Source organism: Anaerotignum lactatifermentans DSM 14214 (assembly GCF_900142265.1).
GTDB lineage: Bacteria > Bacillota > Clostridia > Lachnospirales > Anaerotignaceae > Anaerotignum > Anaerotignum lactatifermentans.
Map to the genome: position 1 here is coordinate 1 of NZ_FRAH01000032.1, position 19,466 is coordinate 19,466.

A 19,466-nucleotide genomic window follows, 5' to 3' on the forward strand; every position below is an offset into this window, starting at 1 on the left:
GAAACGATCAGTTTAGCTTCTGTCAGGTCAACAGATTTCTTATCGGATTTAACAACTTCCAGAATTTCAACGTTCATGTCTGCTTCTGTGAAGTCAACGTCAAATTTGATCAGTTCGCCTTTTCTTGTTTCGTCCTTGTCGATTCTCTTCATAACGCCAGGACGTACGGTAGCCATCTGAGGTTTTGTTCTAGGGCACATCAGAGTAGCCATGATGTTACCGCCGAATGCAGGACGAGTCATCAGCAGAGCTCTTGTAGGATCTGCGCAACCCATAGATGCTTCTTTGTCATATTCTTCCTGAGTTTTAGCCATTCTCAGACCTGTTGTATCAGCAACCAGACCTGTTCTTACACGGCTAGCTACACGAGGTGCAACGTCACGGCCGATGGAAGAAGCGCCGAACAGCATGATTTCGGGATCGAATTTTTTGATGATTTCTGTAACAGCTTTTGTATAAGGTTCTGTTACATATTCTTTCAGGTAAGGATGGTCAACCAGGATTACCTTGTCTGCGCCATAGTGGTACAGTTTGTCAACTTCGCCTTCGATACCGCTGCCCAGCAGGACTGCATATACATCATCTTTCAGATCTGCTTTCAGTCTTGTAGCTTCGCCGATCAGTTCCAGACCTACGTTCTGAACCTTACCGCTTCTTTGTTCAACTACTACATAAATACCATTACTCATTGTAGGGTTTCCTCCTTATATTCCAAATTTTCGTATTAGCTTCTTTTTCAGCAGAAACAGCGTTTTTCTGCTTCTTTCCGTCCTTAACAAACGGATCCGCAAGCATTCATCAGATGATGAATTTTTCTTCCAGTTTAGCAACGATTGCTTTAACAGCTTCGTCTGCGGACAGGTCTTTCAGGATTGTACCAGCGCCTTTTACTTCTTTTGTGAAGGACTGATATACGTTTGTAGGGGAACCCTTCAAGCCGATCATATCCAGTTCCAGGCCATCTTTCAGAGCTTCGAAGTCCAGAATCTTGATTTCTTTTTCGTAAGCTTCTACGATACCTCTAACTGTCATGTATCTAGGTGTTGCCAGTTCTGCGATAGCTGTCAGCAGGCAAGGAGTTTTGATTTTGATGATGTGGTAGCCATCTTCGAACTGTCTTCTAACTACTACATAATCTTCTGTAGCTTCTTTGATTTCTTCAACATAAGAAACCTGAGGAACATGCAGTTTTTCAGCAATCTGAGGACCAACCTGAGCTGTGTCACCGTCGATTGCCTGACGACCTGTGATGATCAGATCGTAACCGATTTTCTTCAGAGCAGCTGCCAGGATACCGGATGTAGCGTATGTATCGGAACCACCGAATTCTCTGCCGGAAACCAGGATAGCTTCGTCACAACCCATAGCCAGAGCTTCTCTCAGAGCAACGTCTGCCTGAGGGGGACCCATGGATACAACTGTTACTGTGCCGCCAACCTGTTCACGGATTGTCAGTGCAGCTTCGATACCAGTTTTGTCGTCGTGGTTGATAATAGAGGGAACACCGTCACGGATCAGAGTGCCGGTTTTAGGATCAATTTTAACTTCAACTGTATCTGGTACTTGTTTAATGCATACAACGATTTTCATTATAGTTCTCCTTCCAAAATATTAGTAATTTAGCTTCGTCATCTAAATTTGAGAATATCTACTAGATCAAACCTTCATGGAGCCGGAGATGATCATCTTCATAGCTTCGTTTGTACCTTCGTAGATTTCTGTGATTTTAGCGTCACGCATAGCTCTTTCAACGGGATATTCACGGCAGTAACCGTAACCACCGAACAGCTGTACGCACTGTCTTGTAACTTCGTTTGCTACATCAGATGCGAAGTATTTGCACATAGCAGCATAAGGAGCGTAGTTGCCATGGTTGTCTTTTTCAGTAGCAGCTCTCCATACCATCAGTCTAGCAGCATCAACTTTTGTCTGGCATTCAGCAAGTTTGAACTGTGTATTCTGATATTTACCGATGGGTTTGCCACCCTGTTTTCTTTCTTTAACATATTTCAGTGTTTCATCAATAGCACCCTGTGCGATACCTACGGACTGAGCACCGATACCGATACGACCGCCGCCCAGAGCTGTCATAGCGATCTTGTAGCCCTGACCTTCTTTGCCCAGCAGGTTTTCTTTGGGAACTCTTACGTTTTCATAGATTACTTCACAGTTGGAAGCAGCTCTGATACCCATACGTTCGATGTTGGGACCAACTGTCAGACCTTCGTAGCCTCTTTCTACGATGAAAGCGGACATACCTTTAGGACCTTTGGATTTGTCTGTCAGAGCGAATACGATGAAGATATCAGCAAAACCGGAGTTTGTTGTGAACATCTTTGTACCGTTCAGTACATAGTAGTCGCCATCCAGTGTAGCTTCTGTACGTACGCCAGCAGCGTCTGTACCAGCACCGGGTTCTGTCAGACCAAAGCAGCCGATCTTGGAACCGTCAACCAGAGGTCTCAGATATTTCTGTTTCTGTTCTTCTGTACCAAATTCATTGATACAAGGGCAGCAAAGAGATGTATGTACGGACAGTGTGATACCTGTGGAAGCATCAACTTTGGACATTTCTTCCATGCACAGTGTGTATGTCAGAACGTCTGCACCCTGACCGCCATATTCTCTGGAATAAGGAATACCGAACGCACCGATTTTCTGCAATTTCTGCAGCAGTTCAGCAGAGTATTCTTCTTTTTCGTCCATGTCCTTTGCGATGGGTTTAACTTCTGTTTCAGCAAATTTTCTGAACAACTCTTGCTGAAGCATCTGAGTTTTTGTCAATTTGAAATCCATTTAATATTCCTCCTATTTTTTAATAAATTTAAAGCAACCGTCCTTGCGCCCCGGTCGCTTTATAAAAACAACCTACATCCGACGCTGCCGTCATGAAGTCCACATTCGCTTTTTTGCATCTCAACAGAAAAGCATTTGTGCGCTTCTAAAAGAACTATACCATTTTTGTCTAAAAATTGTCAACATCTTTGTCGATTAAATATTAGATAAAAAACGGTCACAATTTATGGTAATACCGACAGTTCTCACTGTCTTTTCGCCACAAAAAAACCAACAAAAATCCATGGTTCTTCCGGCATCTTCCTTTCGCCTCTTTTACCCAAATTCTCTTGCCTTCAGCCACGATCGCTTCTCGATTCTTCCGGAAAATGTCCGTTCCATGGATCTGTGAATGGCAAAGAAACCTTTGTTTTTCTCAATACTTTGTATGCGAAATATACTGCCGAAAAAATAACACACTGCCTGCTGATTTTGTGTGTTCCTTGTCTTTTTGCTTAACCCTACTTTACACTATTGTCTTTTCTCTGTCAATATCTCCACTGTCTCCAACATGGTTTTTGCCCTTATGTTGTCATACAAGTATTGTGTACTTTTCATAATGAACATCCCTTGCTTTTTCCTTCTTTTCCCAATCTTTCGGGCTTTTTCCCTTTTTTTCGGTAAAAAACAAACCTTTTTCTTTCCCTCGAATGGGCTTCTCCCCTGCCATGAACCGTTCTTATCACATTTTTTCATACCGTCATATTTTTGTGAAAAATTACGCTAAATATCCTTCTATCCTGTTTTCCCTTTTTTGTCTATTCTTCCGAAACAGAAAATATTTCTTTTCGTCATTCCGTTTCCATTTCTTCCTTAATATATGGCAGCACACAAAAAAGGAGTATCCCTAAGGATACTCCTTTTCAATCTACCGTATGAAGTCGAAATTATTCGATGATTTCTACTACGGAACCTGCACCTACTGTTCTACCACCTTCACGGATAGCGAAACGCAGACCCTGGTTCATAGCAACGGGTGTAATCAGTTCGATTGTCATTTCAACGTTGTCGCCAGGCATGCACATTTCTGTACCTTCGGGCAGAGAGATAACGCCTGTTACGTCTGTTGTTCTGAAGTAGAACTGAGGTCTGTAGTTGTTGAAGAAAGGTGTATGACGGCCACCTTCTTCTTTGCTCAGAACGTAAACCTGTGCTTTGAATTTTGTATGAGGTGTGATGGAACCGGGTTTAGCCAGAACCTGACCTCTTTCGATTTCGTTTCTCTGAACACCACGCAGCAGAACACCGATGTTGTCACCAGCTTCAGCCTGATCCAGCAGTTTTCTGAACATTTCTACGCCAGTTACAACTACTTTTCTGATTTCGTCTGTCAGACCAACGATTTCAACTTCGTCCTGTACTTTAACAACGCCTCTTTCAACTCTACCTGTAGCAACTGTACCACGGCCTGTGATGGAGAATACGTCTTCGACGGGCATCAGGAAAGGTTTGTCTGTGTCACGTTCGGGTTCGGGAATGTAGGATTCGATTGCATCGAACAGTTCGATGATCTTGTCGCCCCAAGGACCAGCGGGATCCTGCAGAGCCTGGAATGCGGAACCTCTGATGATGGGAATATCATCACCGGGGAATTCATATTCGTTCAGCAGTTCTCTGATTTCCATTTCAACCAGATCCAGCAGTTCTTCGTCTTCAACCATGTCGCATTTGTTCATGAATACAACAATGTAAGGTACGCCTACCTGACGGGACAGCAGGATGTGTTCTCTTGTCTGAGCCATAGGACCGTCTGTAGCAGCTACTACCAGAATAGCGCCGTCCATCTGAGCAGCACCTGTGATCATGTTTTTAACATAGTCAGCGTGACCCGGGCAGTCAACGTGTGCATAGTGTCTTGTAGGTGTTTCGTATTCAACGTGAGCTGTGGAAATTGTGATACCACGTTCTCTTTCTTCGGGAGCTTTGTCGATGTTTTCGAAAGCAACTGCTTCACCGATCTGATATCTTTCATGCAGTGTTTTTGTGATAGCTGCAGTCAGAGTTGTTTTACCATGGTCAACGTGACCGATAGTACCAATATTCATATGAGGTTTGGTTCTTTCAAATTTCTGTTTTGCCATTTTTAAATATCCTCCTTTAAAATTTACTAAGGCAAATAGATTCATACATTATCGCATAAATGTACCTATCGTCCTTAATTATATTAAACTTCCGCAGTTTTTGCAATACCAAAATACAATTATATTCCGGTTTTTGCAATTATTTTCTGCCTTCCAGAACTTTTTCCTGAACGGATTTCGGGCAGGGTTCGTAGTGGTCTACTTCCATTACGTAGTTACCACGGCCCTGAGATCTGGAACGCAGGTCTGTGGAGTAACCGAACATTTCAGCCAGAGGTACGAAGGAGTGAATTACCTGTACGCCGTTTCTAGCTTCCATACCTTCGATACGGCCACGACGGGAGTTGATGTCGCCAATAACGTCACCCATGTATTCTTCGGGTACTGTTACTGTAACTTTCATGATGGGTTCCAGCAGTACAGCGTCACCTTTTCTCATAGCTTCTTTGAAAGCCATGGAACCAGCAACCATGAACGCAGTTTCAGAGGAGTCGACTTCATGGTAGGAACCATCGTAAACTTCTGCTCTTACGCCCAGTACGGGATAACCGCCCAGGATACCGCTCTGCATAGCCTGCTGAATACCTTTGTCGATAGCGGGGATATATTCCTTAGGAATAGAACCACCAACGGTGCTGTTGATGAATTCGTAGTTGTGTTCTGCATCTGTAGGGATAGGTGCAAATTTCACTTTACAGTGACCATACTGACCTTTACCACCAGACTGACGAACGAATTTACCTTCAACGTCAACAGCTTTACGGAATGTTTCTTTGTAAGCAACCTGAGGAGCACCAACGTTAGCTTCTACTTTGAATTCTCTCAGCAGACGGTCAACGATGATTTCCAGGTGCAGTTCACCCATACCGGAGATGATTGTGTCACCGGTTTCGGAGTCTGTGTATGTTTTGAATGTAGGATCTTCTTCTGCCAGTTTTGCCAGAGCGATACCCATTTTGTCTCTACCTGCTTTTGTTTTAGGTTCAATTGCAACGGAGATAACGGGTTCAGGGAATACCATGGATTCCAGAATTACTTCGTGATCTTCATCACAGATTGTGTCACCTGTTGTTGTCAGTTTGAAACCTACTGCAGCCGCAATATCACCGGAGTAAACCTTGTCGATTTCTTCTCTGTGGTTTGCGTGCATCTGCAGGATACGGCCTACACGTTCTTTTTTACCCTTTGTAGAGTTGTAAACGTAAGAACCTGCATCCAGTGTACCGGAGTACACACGGAAGAATGCCAGCTTACCAACGAAGGGGTCATTCATGATCTTGAATGCCAGAGCGGAGAAAGGTTCTTCGTCGGAAGAATGTCTTTCTACTTCTTCGTCTGTTTCGGGATCGATACCTTTGATAGCGGGGATATCGATGGGAGCGGGCATATATTCGATAACGCCGTCCAGCAGTTTCTGAACGCCTTTGTTTCTGTAAGCGGAACCGCAGAATACGGGAACCAGTTCGCAGTTGATACATGCTTTACGCAGTGCTGCTTTCAGTTCTTCTTCTGTGATTTCTTCTTCAGCGAAGAATTTTTCCATCAGTTCTTCGTCTGTTTCGCAGATTGCTTCGATCATTTTTGCTCTGTATTCTTCAGCTTTATCCAAGTATTCTGCGGGGATGTCTTCTTCGTCGATTTCTTTACCCAGATCATCTTCATAGATCAGAGCTTTCATTTTCATCAGGTCGATGATACCAACGAAATCGCTTTCTGCACCGATAGGCAGAGTAACAGCAACAGGTGTGCAACCCAGTCTGTCTACCATCATCTGCAGTACATTATAGAAGTTTGCACCCATGATGTCCATTTTGTTAACAAATGCCATTCTGGGTACGTTGTAGTTGTCAGCCTGACGCCATACAGTTTCGGACTGAGGTTCTACACCGCCTTTTGCGCAGAATACGCAAACGGCACCGTCCAGTACACGCAGGGAACGTTCAACTTCTACTGTGAAGTCAACGTGACCTGGTGTGTCAATGATGTTGATTCTGTTACCATTCCACTGACAAGTTGTCGCTGCGGAAGTAATTGTGATACCTCTTTCCTGTTCCTGTTCCATCCAGTCCATGGTTGCTGTACCTTCGTGGGTATCACCGATTTTGTAGTTACGGCCTGTGTAGAACAGAATACGCTCTGTAAGTGTTGTCTTACCTGCGTCGATGTGTGCCATAATACCAATATTTCTGGTTTTGGCCAGCGGGAACGCTCTGTTTGCCACGCTTACTCCTCCTTCGTGTCATACTAAAATCGGGCAATACCCGAAAAAACTGCTAATCAGTCTTTTCGGGCTTGCCTTGATACATAAGTTTCTTAGTTTAAAATTACCATTTGAAATGAGAGAAAGCTTTGTTTGCTTCTGCCATTTTGTGTGTTTCGTCTTTTTTCTTGCAAGCGCCGCCAGCATTGTTCAGCGCGTCCATGATTTCTGCTGCCAGACGATCTACCATAGTTTTTTCGCCACGTTTTCTAGCGTAAACTGTCAGCCATCTCAGACCCAGAGTCTGTCTTCTTTCAGGTCTGATTTCCATGGGAACCTGGTAAGTAGCACCACCAACACGGCGAGCTTTAACTTCCAGTACGGGCATGATATTGCCCAGTGCTTCTTCAAATGCTTCCAGGGGTTCTTTACCTGTTTTTTCTGCTACTTTGTCGAATGCACCATAAACGATTTTTTCAGCAACACCTTTCTTGCCGTCCAGCATAATGCTGTTGATCAGCTTTGTAACCAGCTTGCTGTTGTAAATAGGGTCTGCTAAAACCTCTCTTTTTGCAACATGTCCTTTTCTTGGCACGATTCTTCCCTCCTTAATGAATAATGATATTCTCGGTACTTCACAGGACTTTTCGCCTGTGTTTTCATGCCTTATCTCTCAACTTATATCCGTCCTTCTAAGCAATCGCAGATTGTATTGATTGGTATAAGGCATTTCTTCTTTTTACGATGATTGAATTACTTCTTGGATGCTTTAGGGCGTTTAGCGCCGTATTTGGAACGCGCCTGCATTCTGTTTGCAACCCCTGCTGTATCCAGTGTACCTCTGATGATGTGGTAACGTACACCAGGCAGGTCTCTTACTCTACCGCCTCTGATCAGAACAACGGAGTGTTCCTGCAGGTTGTGACCTTCACCGGGGATGTAAGCTGTTACTTCGATCCCGTTGGAAAGACGTACTCTGGCGATCTTTCTCAAAGCGGAGTTAGGTTTTTTAGGTGTAGAAGTTTTTACTGCTGTGCAAACACCGCGTTTCTGAGGAGAAGAAACATCAGTTGCTTTCTTCTGCAGAGAGTTCAGACCTTTCTGCAAAGCGGGTGCTGTGGATTTTTTCTCAACAGTCTGTCTGCCTTTTCTTACTAACTGGTTAAACGTTGGCATTAAAATGCACCTCCTTATAGAATCTCATACGTTCTGCTCTTGCATTATTTCAGTATGCTTGATGTCGCGTCTTAGAAGCCGCTTAGAAAACTTCCAGCCCGCAGACACTAGAAAATTTTATCACCCAAAAAATCAAAAGTCAATACCCTTTTCCCCTGAAAACCCTTGATTTTACGCAGATTTTACCCTTTTCGGCTTTGTATACAAAAAATCTCTGCAAAACACCGCATTTCACCGACAAAATCCCCGAAAGCCTTTGTTTTCGGCGCTTTACGCTGCTAACGCAAAAAAATGGATACAACCCATTGGGGATTGTATCCATTTTGCTCATTTTCTATACACCATCTTATACCATTTCGTCTTCGTCGATATAAGTGCCGTCAGCCTGATAATCCTGCGCATCTTCGGTCTGTTCTGTTTCCAGTTCGATGTTGCGGTAACGGCTCATGCCGGTACCAGCGGGAATCAGCTTACCGATGATAACGTTTTCTTTCAGACCAATCAGTGGATCGATCTTACCTTTGATCGCTGCTTCTGTCAGGACTCTTGTTGTTTCCTGGAAGGAAGCTGCGGACAAGAAGGAATCTGTTGCCAGGGATGCTTTTGTGATACCCAGCAGTACACGGGAACCTTTTGCAGGTTCTTTGCCTTCTGCTTCCAGAGCTGCATTTGTGTTTTCAAATGTCAGCCAGTCAACCAGAGAGCCGGGCAGGAAATCTGTATCGCCGTTTTCTTCGATCTTGACACGTTTCAGCATCTGACGAACGATAACTTCGATATGCTTGTCGCTGATTTCTACACCCTGCAGACGGTATACACGCTGTACTTCCTGGATCATATAGTCCTGAACGCCTCTCAGGCCTTTGATCTTCAGAATGTCGTGAGGGTTTACGCTACCTTCTGTGATTTCATCACCGGCTTCAATGATGTCGCCGTCGTAAACTTTGATTCTGGAACCGTAAGGAATCAGATAATCTTTTGTTTCGCCTGTTTCAGGGTTTGTGATGATTACTTCACGTTTTTTCTTGGTATCGTTCAGTGTTACATTACCGCCGAATTCTGCGATGATTGCAAGACCCTTAGGTTTTCTTGCTTCAAACAATTCTTCGACACGAGGAAGACCCTGTGTGATGTCATCGCCGGCGATACCGCCAGTATGGAAAGTACGCATGGTCAGCTGTGTACCGGGTTCACCGATGGACTGCGCCGCGATGATACCTACGGATTCACCGATACGTACATATCTGCCGGATGCCATGTTGGCACCGTAACATTTTGCACAGATACCAACTTCGGAACGACATGTCAGTACAGTTCTGATCCAAACTTTCTTAATACCTGCTTTTTCAACTGCTTCTGCCTGATCTACGGTGATCATGGTGTCAGCGGGAACAATGATTTCGCCTGTTTCGGGATGGATGATGTCATAAGCAGACCATCTGCCGCGGATACGATCCTGCAGATCTTCGATGACTTCGTTGCCATCCATGAAAGCGGAAATTTCCATACAAGGTGTTTCGATGTTTCTGCCTTCGCAGCAGTCCCATTCTCTAACGATAATATCCTGAGATACGTCTACCAGACGACGTGTCAGGTAACCGGAGTCGGCTGTCTTCAGCGCTGTATCGGTCAGACCTTTACGAGCACCGTGAGCGGAAATGAAGTATTCCAGTACGGACAGACCTTCACGGAAGTTCGCTTTGATAGGCAGTTCGATGATACCGCCGTTAGGGGATGCCATCAGACCACGCATACCAGCCAGCTGTTTGATCTGTCTGTTGGAACCACGGGCACCGGAGTTAGCCATCATGAAGATGTTGTTGTATTTACCCAGACCAGCCAGCAGAGCCACAGTGATCTTATCATCGGCAATGTTCCATGCTTCGATAACTTTCTGGTGACGTTCTTCGTCTGTCATCAAACCACGACGGAATTTTCTTGTGATCAGATCTACTTTTGCTTCTGCTTCTGCCAGATATTCCGCTTTTTCCTTAGGAATTTCCATATCGGATACGGATACTGTCATAGCTGCTCTTGTGGAGAATTTGTAACCCAGGGATTTGATCTTATCCAGTACATCAGCTGTCTGTGTTGCACCGCAGCGGTTGATGCACTTGTTGATGATCTTACCGATGGCTTTTTTATCTACCAGGAAACCAACTTCGTAGTCAAATTTGGTTTCGTCGTTTGTTCTGTCAACGTAACCCAGATTCTGAGGAATTGCTTCGTTGAAGATGATACGACCAACGGTAGCTTTTACCAGTCTGGTTTCTTTTACGCCGTTAAATTCCATGGTTCTTCTGACTTTGATAACTTCCTGCAGATAGATTTCGTGGTTATCGTAAGCCAGCATTGCTTCTTTTTCATCTTTAAATACTTTGATAATCGGGTCGCCTTTGGCAACGATCACATTGCCTTCTGCGTCCAGAATATCTTCTTCATATTTTTTATTCAAATCTTCTCTTTCCAGTGTCAGGTAATACATACCCAGGATCATATCCTGAGAGGGTACGGTTACAGGAGCACCATCGGAAGGTTTCAGCAAGTTGTTAGGAGAAAGCAGCAGGAATCTGCATTCTGCCTGTGCTTCTACGGACAGAGGTACGTGAACCGCCATCTGGTCACCGTCGAAGTCGGCGTTGTACGCTGTACATACCAGAGGATGCAGTTTGATTGCACGTCCTTCTACCAGTACGGGTTCAAATGCCTGGATACCCAGTCTGTGCAGGGTTGGGGCACGGTTCAGCATAACAGGATGTTCTTTGATGACATCTTCCAGGATGTCCCAAACTTCTGTCTGCAGTCTTTCTACCATTCTCTTAGCGGATTTGATGTTGTGAGCCAGACCATCTTCCACCAGTTTCTTCATTACAAAAGGTTTGAACAGCTCGATAGCCATTTCTTTCGGCAGACCGCACTGGAAAATCTTCAGTTCGGGGCCTACAACGATAACGGAACGACCGGAGTAGTCAACACGTTTACCCAGCAGGTTCTGACGGAAACGACCCTGTTTCCCTTTCAGCATATCGGACAGAGATTTCAGCGCTCTGTTGCCGGGGCCTGTTACAGGTCTGCCGCGTCTGCCGTTGTCGATGAGGGCGTCAACTGCTTCCTGCAGCATTCTTTTTTCGTTTCGAACGATGATGTCAGGCGCGCCCAGATCCAGCAGTCTTTTCAGACGGTTGTTTCTGTTGATAACACGTCTATACAGATCATTCAGGTCACTGGTTGCGAAACGACCGCCGTCCAGCTGTACCATAGGACGGATGTCGGGAGGAATAACCGGGATGGCATCCAGAATCATCCATTCAGGCTTGTTGCCGGATACGCGGAAGCTTTCTACAACTTCCAGTTTCTTGATGATACGCACACGTTTCTGACCTGTGGTGTCGACGAGCTGTTTTTTCAGCTCGTCGGCTTCTTTTTCCAGATCAATGTCCTGGAGCAGTCTTTTGATTGCTTCCGCACCCATTGCTGCTTCAAAACGGTTGCCGTATTTATCATATGCTTCTCTGTATTCTCTTTCGCTCAGCAGCTGTTTGTACTGCAGTTCTGTGTCCCCTGCATCCAGTACGATATAAGACGCAAAGTACAGAACCTTTTCCAGTGCTCTGGGGCTCATGGAAAGAATCAGACCCATTCTGGAGGGGATACCCTTGAAGTACCAGATGTGGGAAACGGGTGCAGCCAGTTCGATGTGACCCATTCTTTCTCTTCTAACCTTTGCCTTTGTTACTTCAACGCCGCAGCGGTCGCAGACAACGCCTTTGTAACGGATTCTTTTATATTTCCCACAGTGGCATTCCCAGTCCTTTGTGGGCCCGAAGATTCTTTCGCAGAACAGACCGTCTTTTTCGGGTTTCAGTGTTCTGTAGTTGATGGTTTCGGGTTTCTTTACTTCGCCTCTGGACCATTCATGGATTTTTTCAGGAGAAGCCAATCCAATCTTAATGGAATCAAAAACAATTCCCTGTTCTGTGTTTTGTGTGCTCATGGGCTTGTTCTCCTTTCTTATTCTTCGTTATAATCGTCCAACAGTTCTTCGCCGCCGGCATAATCATCGGACAGCAGATCGCTGTTGTCGTGTACGGTGCCTTCTTCATCATCAAAGAGGAAGTCCACCAGTTCTTCTTCGGCTGTCATAGGTCTGGGACGACGGAATTCATCGTCTTCGCCTTCAAAGCCGTCGATATTTACATTCAGATCATCCACATCTTCAATGGATTCCTTGATTTCTACTTCAGTCTGGTCTTCACGCAGTACGCGGATATCCAGTGCCAGGGACTGCAGTTCTTTCAGCAGTACCTTGAAGGATTCAGGCACGCCGGGTTCGGGGATGTTTTCGCCCTTAACAATAGCTTCGTAAGTTTTTACACGACCTACAATATCGTCGGACTTCACTGTCAGGATTTCCTGCAGTGTGTAAGCTGCGCCGTATGCTTCCAGCGCCCAAACTTCCATTTCACCGAAACGCTGACCGCCGAACTGTGCCTTACCACCCAGAGGCTGCTGGGTAACCAGGGAGTACGGGCCAGTGGAACGTGCGTGGATCTTATCATCTACCAGGTGGTGCAGTTTCAGGTAGTGCATGTAACCGATGGTTACGCGGTTATCGAAGAATTCGCCGGTACGACCGTCACGCAGGGAAACTTTACCGTCTCTGCTGATGGCAACGCCTTTCCATTCTTCTCTGTGATCTCTGTTTGCATACAGTTCATCATAGATGTCGCCTTCCAGCAGGGGTTTCCATTTTTCGGAGAATTCTTCCCATTCTGTGTTGACATAGTCGTTTGCCATTTCCAGTGTATCCATGATGTCGATTTCGTTTGCACCGTCGAATACGGGTGTGCTGATTTTCCAGCCCAGAACTTTTGCAGCCAGGGACAGGTGGGTTTCCAATACCTGCCCGATATTCATACGGGAAGGAATACCCAGAGGGTTCAGTACGATGTCCAGTGGACGGCCGTTGGGCAGGAAGGGCATATCTTCCACAGGCAGTACACGGGACACAACCCCTTTGTTACCGTGACGACCAGCCATCTTGTCGCCGACGGAGATTTTACGTTTCTGTGCAATATAAACTCTTACCAGCTGGTTAACGCCGGGACCTACGTCGTCGCCGTTTTCTCTGGTAAAGATCTTAACGTCTACGATGATACCTGTTTCACCGTGAGGAACACGCAGGGAAGTATCTCTAACTTCTCTTGCTTTTTCACCGAAGATGGCGCGCAGCAGTCTTTCTTCTGCGGTCAGCTCGGTTTCGCCCTTAGGTGTTACTTTACCAACCAGGATGTCGTTGGGGTGTACTTCCGCACCGATGCGGACGATACCTCTTTCATCCAGGTCACGCAGTGCGTCTTCGCCTACGTTAGGGATATCTCTTGTGATTTCTTCAGGCCCCAGTTTTGTATCTCTGGCGTCTGCTTCAAATTCATTGATATGAACGGAAGTATATACGTCGTCCTGCACCAGTTTTTCACTGAGCAGAACCGCGTCTTCGTAGTTGTAACCTTCCCATGTCATAAAACCGATCAGAGGGTTTTTACCCAGTGCCAGTTCCCCCTGACAAGTGGAAGCGCCGTCGGCGATAATCTGACCTGCTTCAACTCTGTCGCCTACGTTTACAATAGGTTTCTGGTTCAGGCAGGTGCTCTGGTTACTTCTCTGATACTTGATCAGTTTGTATGTGTCACGCATGGATTCATCGTTACGGATCACGATTTCGTTTGCGGAAACTCTTTCTACCACACCGCTGTTTTTCGCGATAGCACAGATACCGGAGTCTTTCGCTGTTTTGTATTCCATACCGGTACCAACGATAGGAGAGTCAGTTACCATCAGAGGTACAGCCTGACGCTGCATGTTGGAACCCATCAGCGCACGGTTCGCGTCGTCGTTTTCCAGGAAAGGAATCAGCGCTGTTGCAACGGATACCATCTGTTTAGGAGATACGTCCATCAGGTGGATCTGGCTTCTGTCAACTTCGATGATGTCTTCACGGTGACGACCGGTTACTTTCTTATGAACGAAGTGACCTTCTGCATCCAGAGGTTCGTTGGCCTGCGCTACATTGTAGTTTTCTTCTTCGTCAGCGGTAACGTAAATGAACTCGTCTGTTACGCGAGGTTCGTCGCCGCTCTGGTCTACTTTTCTGTAAGGCGCTTCAATGAAACCATATTCATTGATGCGGGCAAATGTTGCCAGTGTATTGATCAGACCGATGTTAGGACCTTCTGGTGTTTCGATAGGACACATTCTGCCGTAGTGAGAATGGTGAACGTCTCGAACTTCGAAGCCTGCTCTTTCTCTGGACAGACCGCCGGGACCCAGTGCGGACAGACGTCTCTTATGTGTCAATTCACTCAGAGGGTTGTTCTGGTCCATGAACTGAGACAGCTGGGAGGAACCGAAGAATTCCTTGATAGCAGCTGTTACAGGACGTACGTTGATCAGTGCCTGAGGTGTTACCACAGCCAGATCCTGTGTTGTCATTCTTTCACGAACAACTCTTTCCATTCTGGACAGACCAATACGGAACTGGTTCTGCAGCAGTTCCCCTACAGAACGGATACGTCTGTTGCCCAGATGGTCGATATCGTCCACATTGCCGTAGCCGTAATCCAGCTGCATCACATAGTTGATGGAAGCCATGATGTCTTCCAGTGTGATGTGCTTAGGCACCAGTTCGTGGATGTTTTCTTTGATGGCAGCTTTCAGTTCTTCCGCTGTTGTGTATTCGTTCAGCAGCTGTTCCAGCACAGGGAAGTAAACTCTTTCTTTGATGTTTACATCGTCTGCTGTCAGACCGAATTCTTCCAGATATGCATCAATTGCAACTGCACGGTTTGTCAGGATTTTTACTTTTCTTTCTTCTACTTCAATATACAGGTGGTCGATACCGCTGTCCTGGATGGTATCGCACAGTTCCATTGTCAGCACTGCGCCTTCTTCAGCCAGAACTTCCCCTGTCATAGGGTCAACCACTGCTTCCGCCAGTTTCGCGCCGCGGATTCTGTTTCTCAGAGCCAGTTTCTTGTTGAATTTGTAACGACCTACTTTTGCCAGGTCATAACGTTTGGGATCGAAGAACATGCCGCGCAGCAGGGATTCGGAACTTTCCACTGTGGGAGGTTCGCCGGGACGCAGCTTTTTATAGATTTCGATCAGACCTTCTTCGTAAGATTTGGAAACGTCTTTTTCCAGTGTTGCCAGAATCTTAGGTTCTTCGCCGAACAGGTCAATGATTTCCGCGTCGGAGCCAATGCCCAGTGCACGAATCAGAACTGTCACGGGAACTTTTCTGGTACGGTCAACTCTTACATAGAATACGTCGTTGGAGTCTGTTTCATATTCCAGCCAAGCGCCTCTGTTGGGGATAACCGTTGCGGAAAGCAGCTTTTTCCCAACTTTGTCAAAATCAGAAGCATAGTAAATGCCGGGGGAACGAACCAACTGGCTGACGATAACACGTTCTGCACCGTTGATGATGAAGGTACCTGTTTCTGTCATCAGAGGGAAATCGCCCATGAAGATTTCCTGTTCCTTCAGTTCGTCCAATTCTCTGTTATACAGTCTTGCTTTTACTTTCAATGCTGCCGCATAGGTGGCATCACGTTCTTTACATTCTTCAATGGAGAATTTGGGTTCGGAATCCAATGTAAAATCAATGAATTCCAGCACCAGATTGCCGCTGAAGTCTGTGATGGGGGAAATATCTTCAAATACTTCTTTCAAACCTTCCTTCAAAAACCACTGGTAACTGTCCTTCTGCACCTCGATCAGATTGGGCATATCCAAAACTTCGTTGATTTTGGAATAGCTCATTCGTGTCGTGTCGCCAAAACGGAGTGCATGAATTCTGTTTTTTTCCATCTTGTCACCTCTCGAATTTATCTATCACACCGACATTACCACTGCCCTACGGACACTTGATACAGAAAAACGACCTGTCGTTTCTCTCTATCAGGCGTCCATGGCAGCTGCTTTTTTGCAGAAATTTTCTGCTTTTGCGCAAAAAATTTAGAATTGCCCAAACAAAGCTAGACCTTTGCCTGCACCACCTTTGATCAGTGGTCGTGACAAAAGCCTCTTTTATCTAAGAAATTCTAATGCAACTTTTGAACAGTTTGCCATACAGCCTCCCGTTCACCATATAAAAGCCAATGATTCCAAACAAAGCGCAATCCTTATGTGTCAGAAATCCCCTGTATTTCAAGGTTCCTGCCGAATTCTGCAAAAAGATATTGAATTTTGCAAACCTCTATGCTATACTGACCATAAATCATGGATATGTGTGCTTGTTTGCCAATGTGTGAGATATTTTACCACATCTAAAGCTGGCTGTCAAGCCCTTTTTCCTTGAATTTCCGGCGGTTTCCCGCCTTTTTTTATTGCTTTTTTTCCTTCTCCCATTTGCACAACCCCTTTCCCGCTTTTCTCCGTTCTTTCCCATTGCATTTTGGGCGCAAGTGACATTTTGTATAAAACACCGCTAAAATTCCGTTAAAATTTCATGACTGTTTTTTGATTTTACCATCTCAAAAAATCGTAATTTTGTGAACTATTTTTGTTCTTTTTTAAATACATCACACTTCTTTACATTTTCTTCCTTACCTGTTACACTGTTTGAGATAGAAACGAGGTGTTGATCTTGCAGAAAGAGAATTATCAGATTGTGCTGGAACGCACGTTAAAGACCATAGAAAAGGAAGAACGCCGTCCCCGTCTGCTGCTTCATAGCTGCTGCGGTCCCTGTTCTTCTTATGCATTGGAGTATCTCTCCCATTATTTTGATATTACCGTATATTACTATAACCCCAATATCTCCCCTGCTGCGGAATTCACCCACCGTGCGGAAGAACAGCAGAAACTCATTGCTCAGATGCCTTTGGAAGGAGAAGTGTCCTGCATCGTTGGGGAATATGATCCGGAAACCTTTTTCGCCATGGCAAAAGGCAGAGAACAGGAACCGGAAGGGGGACAGCGTTGCTTCGACTGCTATACCCTTCGTCTGAAAAAGACAGCAGAAGCTGCAAAGGCTGGCGGCTTTGATTACTTCACCACCACCCTTTCCATCAGCCCTCATAAAAACGCCCAGGTCCTCAATGCCATCGGCAAAGAACTGGCGGAAACCTACGGCGTTTCTTATCTCTTTTCCGATTTCAAAAAGAAAAACGGCTATAAACGCTCCTGCGAACTGTCAGAACAGTACCACCTCTACCGTCAGGATTACTGCGGCTGTCCTTTCTCCAAAGCGGAAGCCGAAGCCCGCAGAAAAGCCATCCACGGCGAATAAAACCAAATCAGACAGCAAAAACCTTCTAAAAGGCTTTCTTGCTGTTCTTTTTTGGAAAAAAGCTGCATTTTCTCTTTTCTTTCCTCCAAAACCGTCGTATAATAAACCCCGTGCGATTTTTTCTGAAAGGAGTTTTCTTATGACACAAAAACAAAAGGGGATTTTGTGCATCACCGCATCATCCTTCTTTTTCGCTTTGATGAATTTGTTTGTGCGGCTTTCCGGCGACCTGCCTTCCATGCAGAAAAGTTTTTTCCGTAATTTCGTGGCACTGCTCTTTGCCGCTGTGATTTTGTATCGGGAACGCCCCAAAGTAACTTTTACCCCCAAAGCCAAACTGCATCTGTTCTGGCGGGCATTGGCAGGCACCGTGGGTGTTCTGTGCAACTTCTATGCCGTAGACCATCTGGTTCTGGCAGACGCATCCATGCTCAATAAGATGTCACCCTTCTTCGCGGTGATTTTTGCCATTTTCCTGCTGAAAGAAAAGCCTAACCGCTTCCAGACATTGTCCATCATCACCGCCTTCATTGGTGTTCTGTTCATTGTCAAACCCACAGGCAATATGAATCTCATTCCTGCTCTCATCGGGCTTATGGGCGGTCTTGGCGCAGGTCTTGCGTATACCTATGTCCGCTCTTTGGGACAGCAGGGAATTGCCGGACCATTTATCGTGTTCTTCTTCTCGGCATTCTCCTGCGTGGTGCTGCTGCCCTTCCTGATTTTCGATTTCCACCCTATGACTTGGGTGCAGCTTGGCACACTTCTTCTGGCAGGACTTTCTGCTGCCGGCGGTCAGTTCACCATCACTGCCGCTTACTGCTACGCGCCCGCAAGGGAAATTTCCGTTTTCGACTACTTCCAGATTCCCTTCTCGGCGCTTCTGGGTTTCATCGTATTCGGACAGATTCCTGACTGGCTCAGCTGGGTAGGTTACGCCATCATTTGTGGCACAGCCATTGCCATGTTCCTGCGCACCACCCGAACAGAAAAAGCATAAACACGAATTTCTTCATCAAGAAAACAAAGAAAGCTGGAATCTCTGCAATAAGATTTCAGCTTTCTTCTTTTTTGCAAATTTTCAGGCATCTTTTCCATTCTCTTTTTTTCTTTCCCATTTTCTGCTATACTATTGCAAAATATCACAAAAGGAGTCTCCCATGTTATTAGAACGAACCCTGTCCACATTGCAGGCACTGGGCAATGAACGCCTGCAATTACCTATATTTTACGAAAGTCCCCTGTCCCTCCGCTTCGAGATCGGTCCCGAGGACATTCCCGTCAATGACCCCCGTTATTTCCGTATGGCATACTGGCGTACCTCTTTTCTCTATGAAAAAGCACCTGATTTTGATACCCTTCTTTGGGTGCTCTACCGCACACCGGATATGGATTCTGACATCAACGAACTTCTCGACCGTTTCTGCAAACTTGCTCGCCTGCCAGAACCTGCGGAGGTCTATGAACAGGAAACCGTAGACCGTGACGGCGAACCCTTTACTCGTATCTTCTTTTTCTGGGATATGGAAGAAACGCCACCTAAAACCGCCGCCCTGCTGGACGGTATCCTGAAAACAGATTTCGCCGGATTTCTGGAGCTTTCCTCTGCTGTTTTCTTTTTCAACACCCAGACACCTTTTCTCCTCCATCTCTATGATGACAGAGGTATGGACTTGGTAGCGGCAGATAAAGCCCTTCTTTCTCCTTTTTATGAGGACTGCCATAACTGGCTGTTGGACTACGACCTGCCCCACATGGACGAAATCTTTGCAAATACAAAAGGCACAGAACCCATCTAAAATTCTCAGACTGTCAAAAAATTATATTTTACACTTTTGCAAGAACGCGGAAGGGTTTGGGAAACGAAGCGTGTCCCAAA

Annotated in this window: 12 protein-coding genes; 3 read left to right on the forward strand and 9 right to left on the reverse strand. The window is 45.6% G+C overall.

Translation table 11 applies throughout. The features are described from left to right. From BUB35_RS09635 to rpoB, 9 genes are all read right to left on the reverse strand, one after another. The coding region (locus BUB35_RS09635; RefSeq protein ID WP_072851234.1) for an electron transfer flavoprotein subunit alpha/FixB family protein at window positions 1-689 on the reverse strand (689 nt) is incomplete at its 3' end. Window positions 690-798: 109 nt separating this feature from the next. Continuing rightward, on the reverse strand, window positions 799-1,590 hold the full coding sequence (locus tag BUB35_RS09640) for an electron transfer flavoprotein subunit beta/FixA family protein (RefSeq protein ID WP_072851236.1): 792 nt from the start codon (window positions 1,588-1,590) through the stop codon (window positions 799-801). Between the two features lie 66 nt (window positions 1,591-1,656). Beyond that, a complete protein-coding gene (locus tag BUB35_RS09645; RefSeq protein WP_072851238.1) occupies window positions 1,657-2,796 on the reverse strand; it encodes an acyl-CoA dehydrogenase family protein in 1,140 nt (379 codons plus the stop codon). Window positions 2,797-3,722: 926 nt separating this feature from the next. Continuing rightward, entirely contained in the window at window positions 3,723-4,916 is a 1,194-nt protein-coding gene (gene tuf / locus BUB35_RS09655; RefSeq protein ID WP_072851242.1) for an elongation factor Tu, read from the reverse strand. A gap of 139 nt (window positions 4,917-5,055) precedes the next feature. After that, on the reverse strand, window positions 5,056-7,137 hold the full coding sequence (gene fusA / locus BUB35_RS09660; protein WP_072851244.1) for an elongation factor G: 2,082 nt from the start codon (window positions 7,135-7,137) through the stop codon (window positions 5,056-5,058). Between the two features lie 103 nt (window positions 7,138-7,240). After that, the gene (gene rpsG, locus BUB35_RS09665; protein ID WP_072851245.1) at window positions 7,241-7,711 is read right to left on the reverse strand and encodes a 30S ribosomal protein S7; all 471 of its coding nucleotides are present in this window, start codon (window positions 7,709-7,711) and stop codon (window positions 7,241-7,243) included. A 158-nt stretch (window positions 7,712-7,869) separates the two neighbouring features. Further along, window positions 7,870-8,292 (reverse strand): 30S ribosomal protein S12, encoded by a 423-nt coding sequence (gene rpsL, locus BUB35_RS09670; RefSeq protein WP_022254786.1) that lies wholly within the window; start codon window positions 8,290-8,292, stop codon window positions 7,870-7,872. 346 nt (window positions 8,293-8,638) lie between these two features. Next, window positions 8,639-12,286, reverse strand: a complete 3,648-nt coding sequence (gene rpoC, locus BUB35_RS09675; RefSeq protein ID WP_072851247.1) for a DNA-directed RNA polymerase subunit beta' — start codon at window positions 12,284-12,286, stop codon at window positions 8,639-8,641. 17 nt (window positions 12,287-12,303) lie between these two features. Then, entirely contained in the window at window positions 12,304-16,164 is a 3,861-nt protein-coding gene (rpoB, locus tag BUB35_RS09680; protein ID WP_072851249.1) for a DNA-directed RNA polymerase subunit beta, read from the reverse strand. 778 nt (window positions 16,165-16,942) lie between these two features. Between rpoB and BUB35_RS09685 the strand changes: the two genes are divergently transcribed. The 3 genes from BUB35_RS09685 to BUB35_RS09695 all read left to right on the forward strand — a co-directional run bounded on the left by BUB35_RS09685 (window position 16,943) and on the right by BUB35_RS09695 (window position 19,386). Then, window positions 16,943-17,587: an epoxyqueuosine reductase QueH gene (locus BUB35_RS09685; protein ID WP_330391151.1), complete on the forward strand. Its 645-nt coding sequence runs from the start codon at window positions 16,943-16,945 to the stop codon at window positions 17,585-17,587. 139 nt (window positions 17,588-17,726) lie between these two features. Further along, complete coding sequence (locus BUB35_RS09690; protein WP_072851252.1) at window positions 17,727-18,587, forward strand: DMT family transporter; 861 nt, start codon at window positions 17,727-17,729, stop codon at window positions 18,585-18,587. Between the two features lie 160 nt (window positions 18,588-18,747). Beyond that, window positions 18,748-19,386, forward strand: a complete 639-nt coding sequence (locus tag BUB35_RS09695; protein ID WP_072851254.1) for a DUF3885 domain-containing protein — start codon at window positions 18,748-18,750, stop codon at window positions 19,384-19,386. Window positions 19,387-19,466 lie beyond the last annotated feature (80 nt).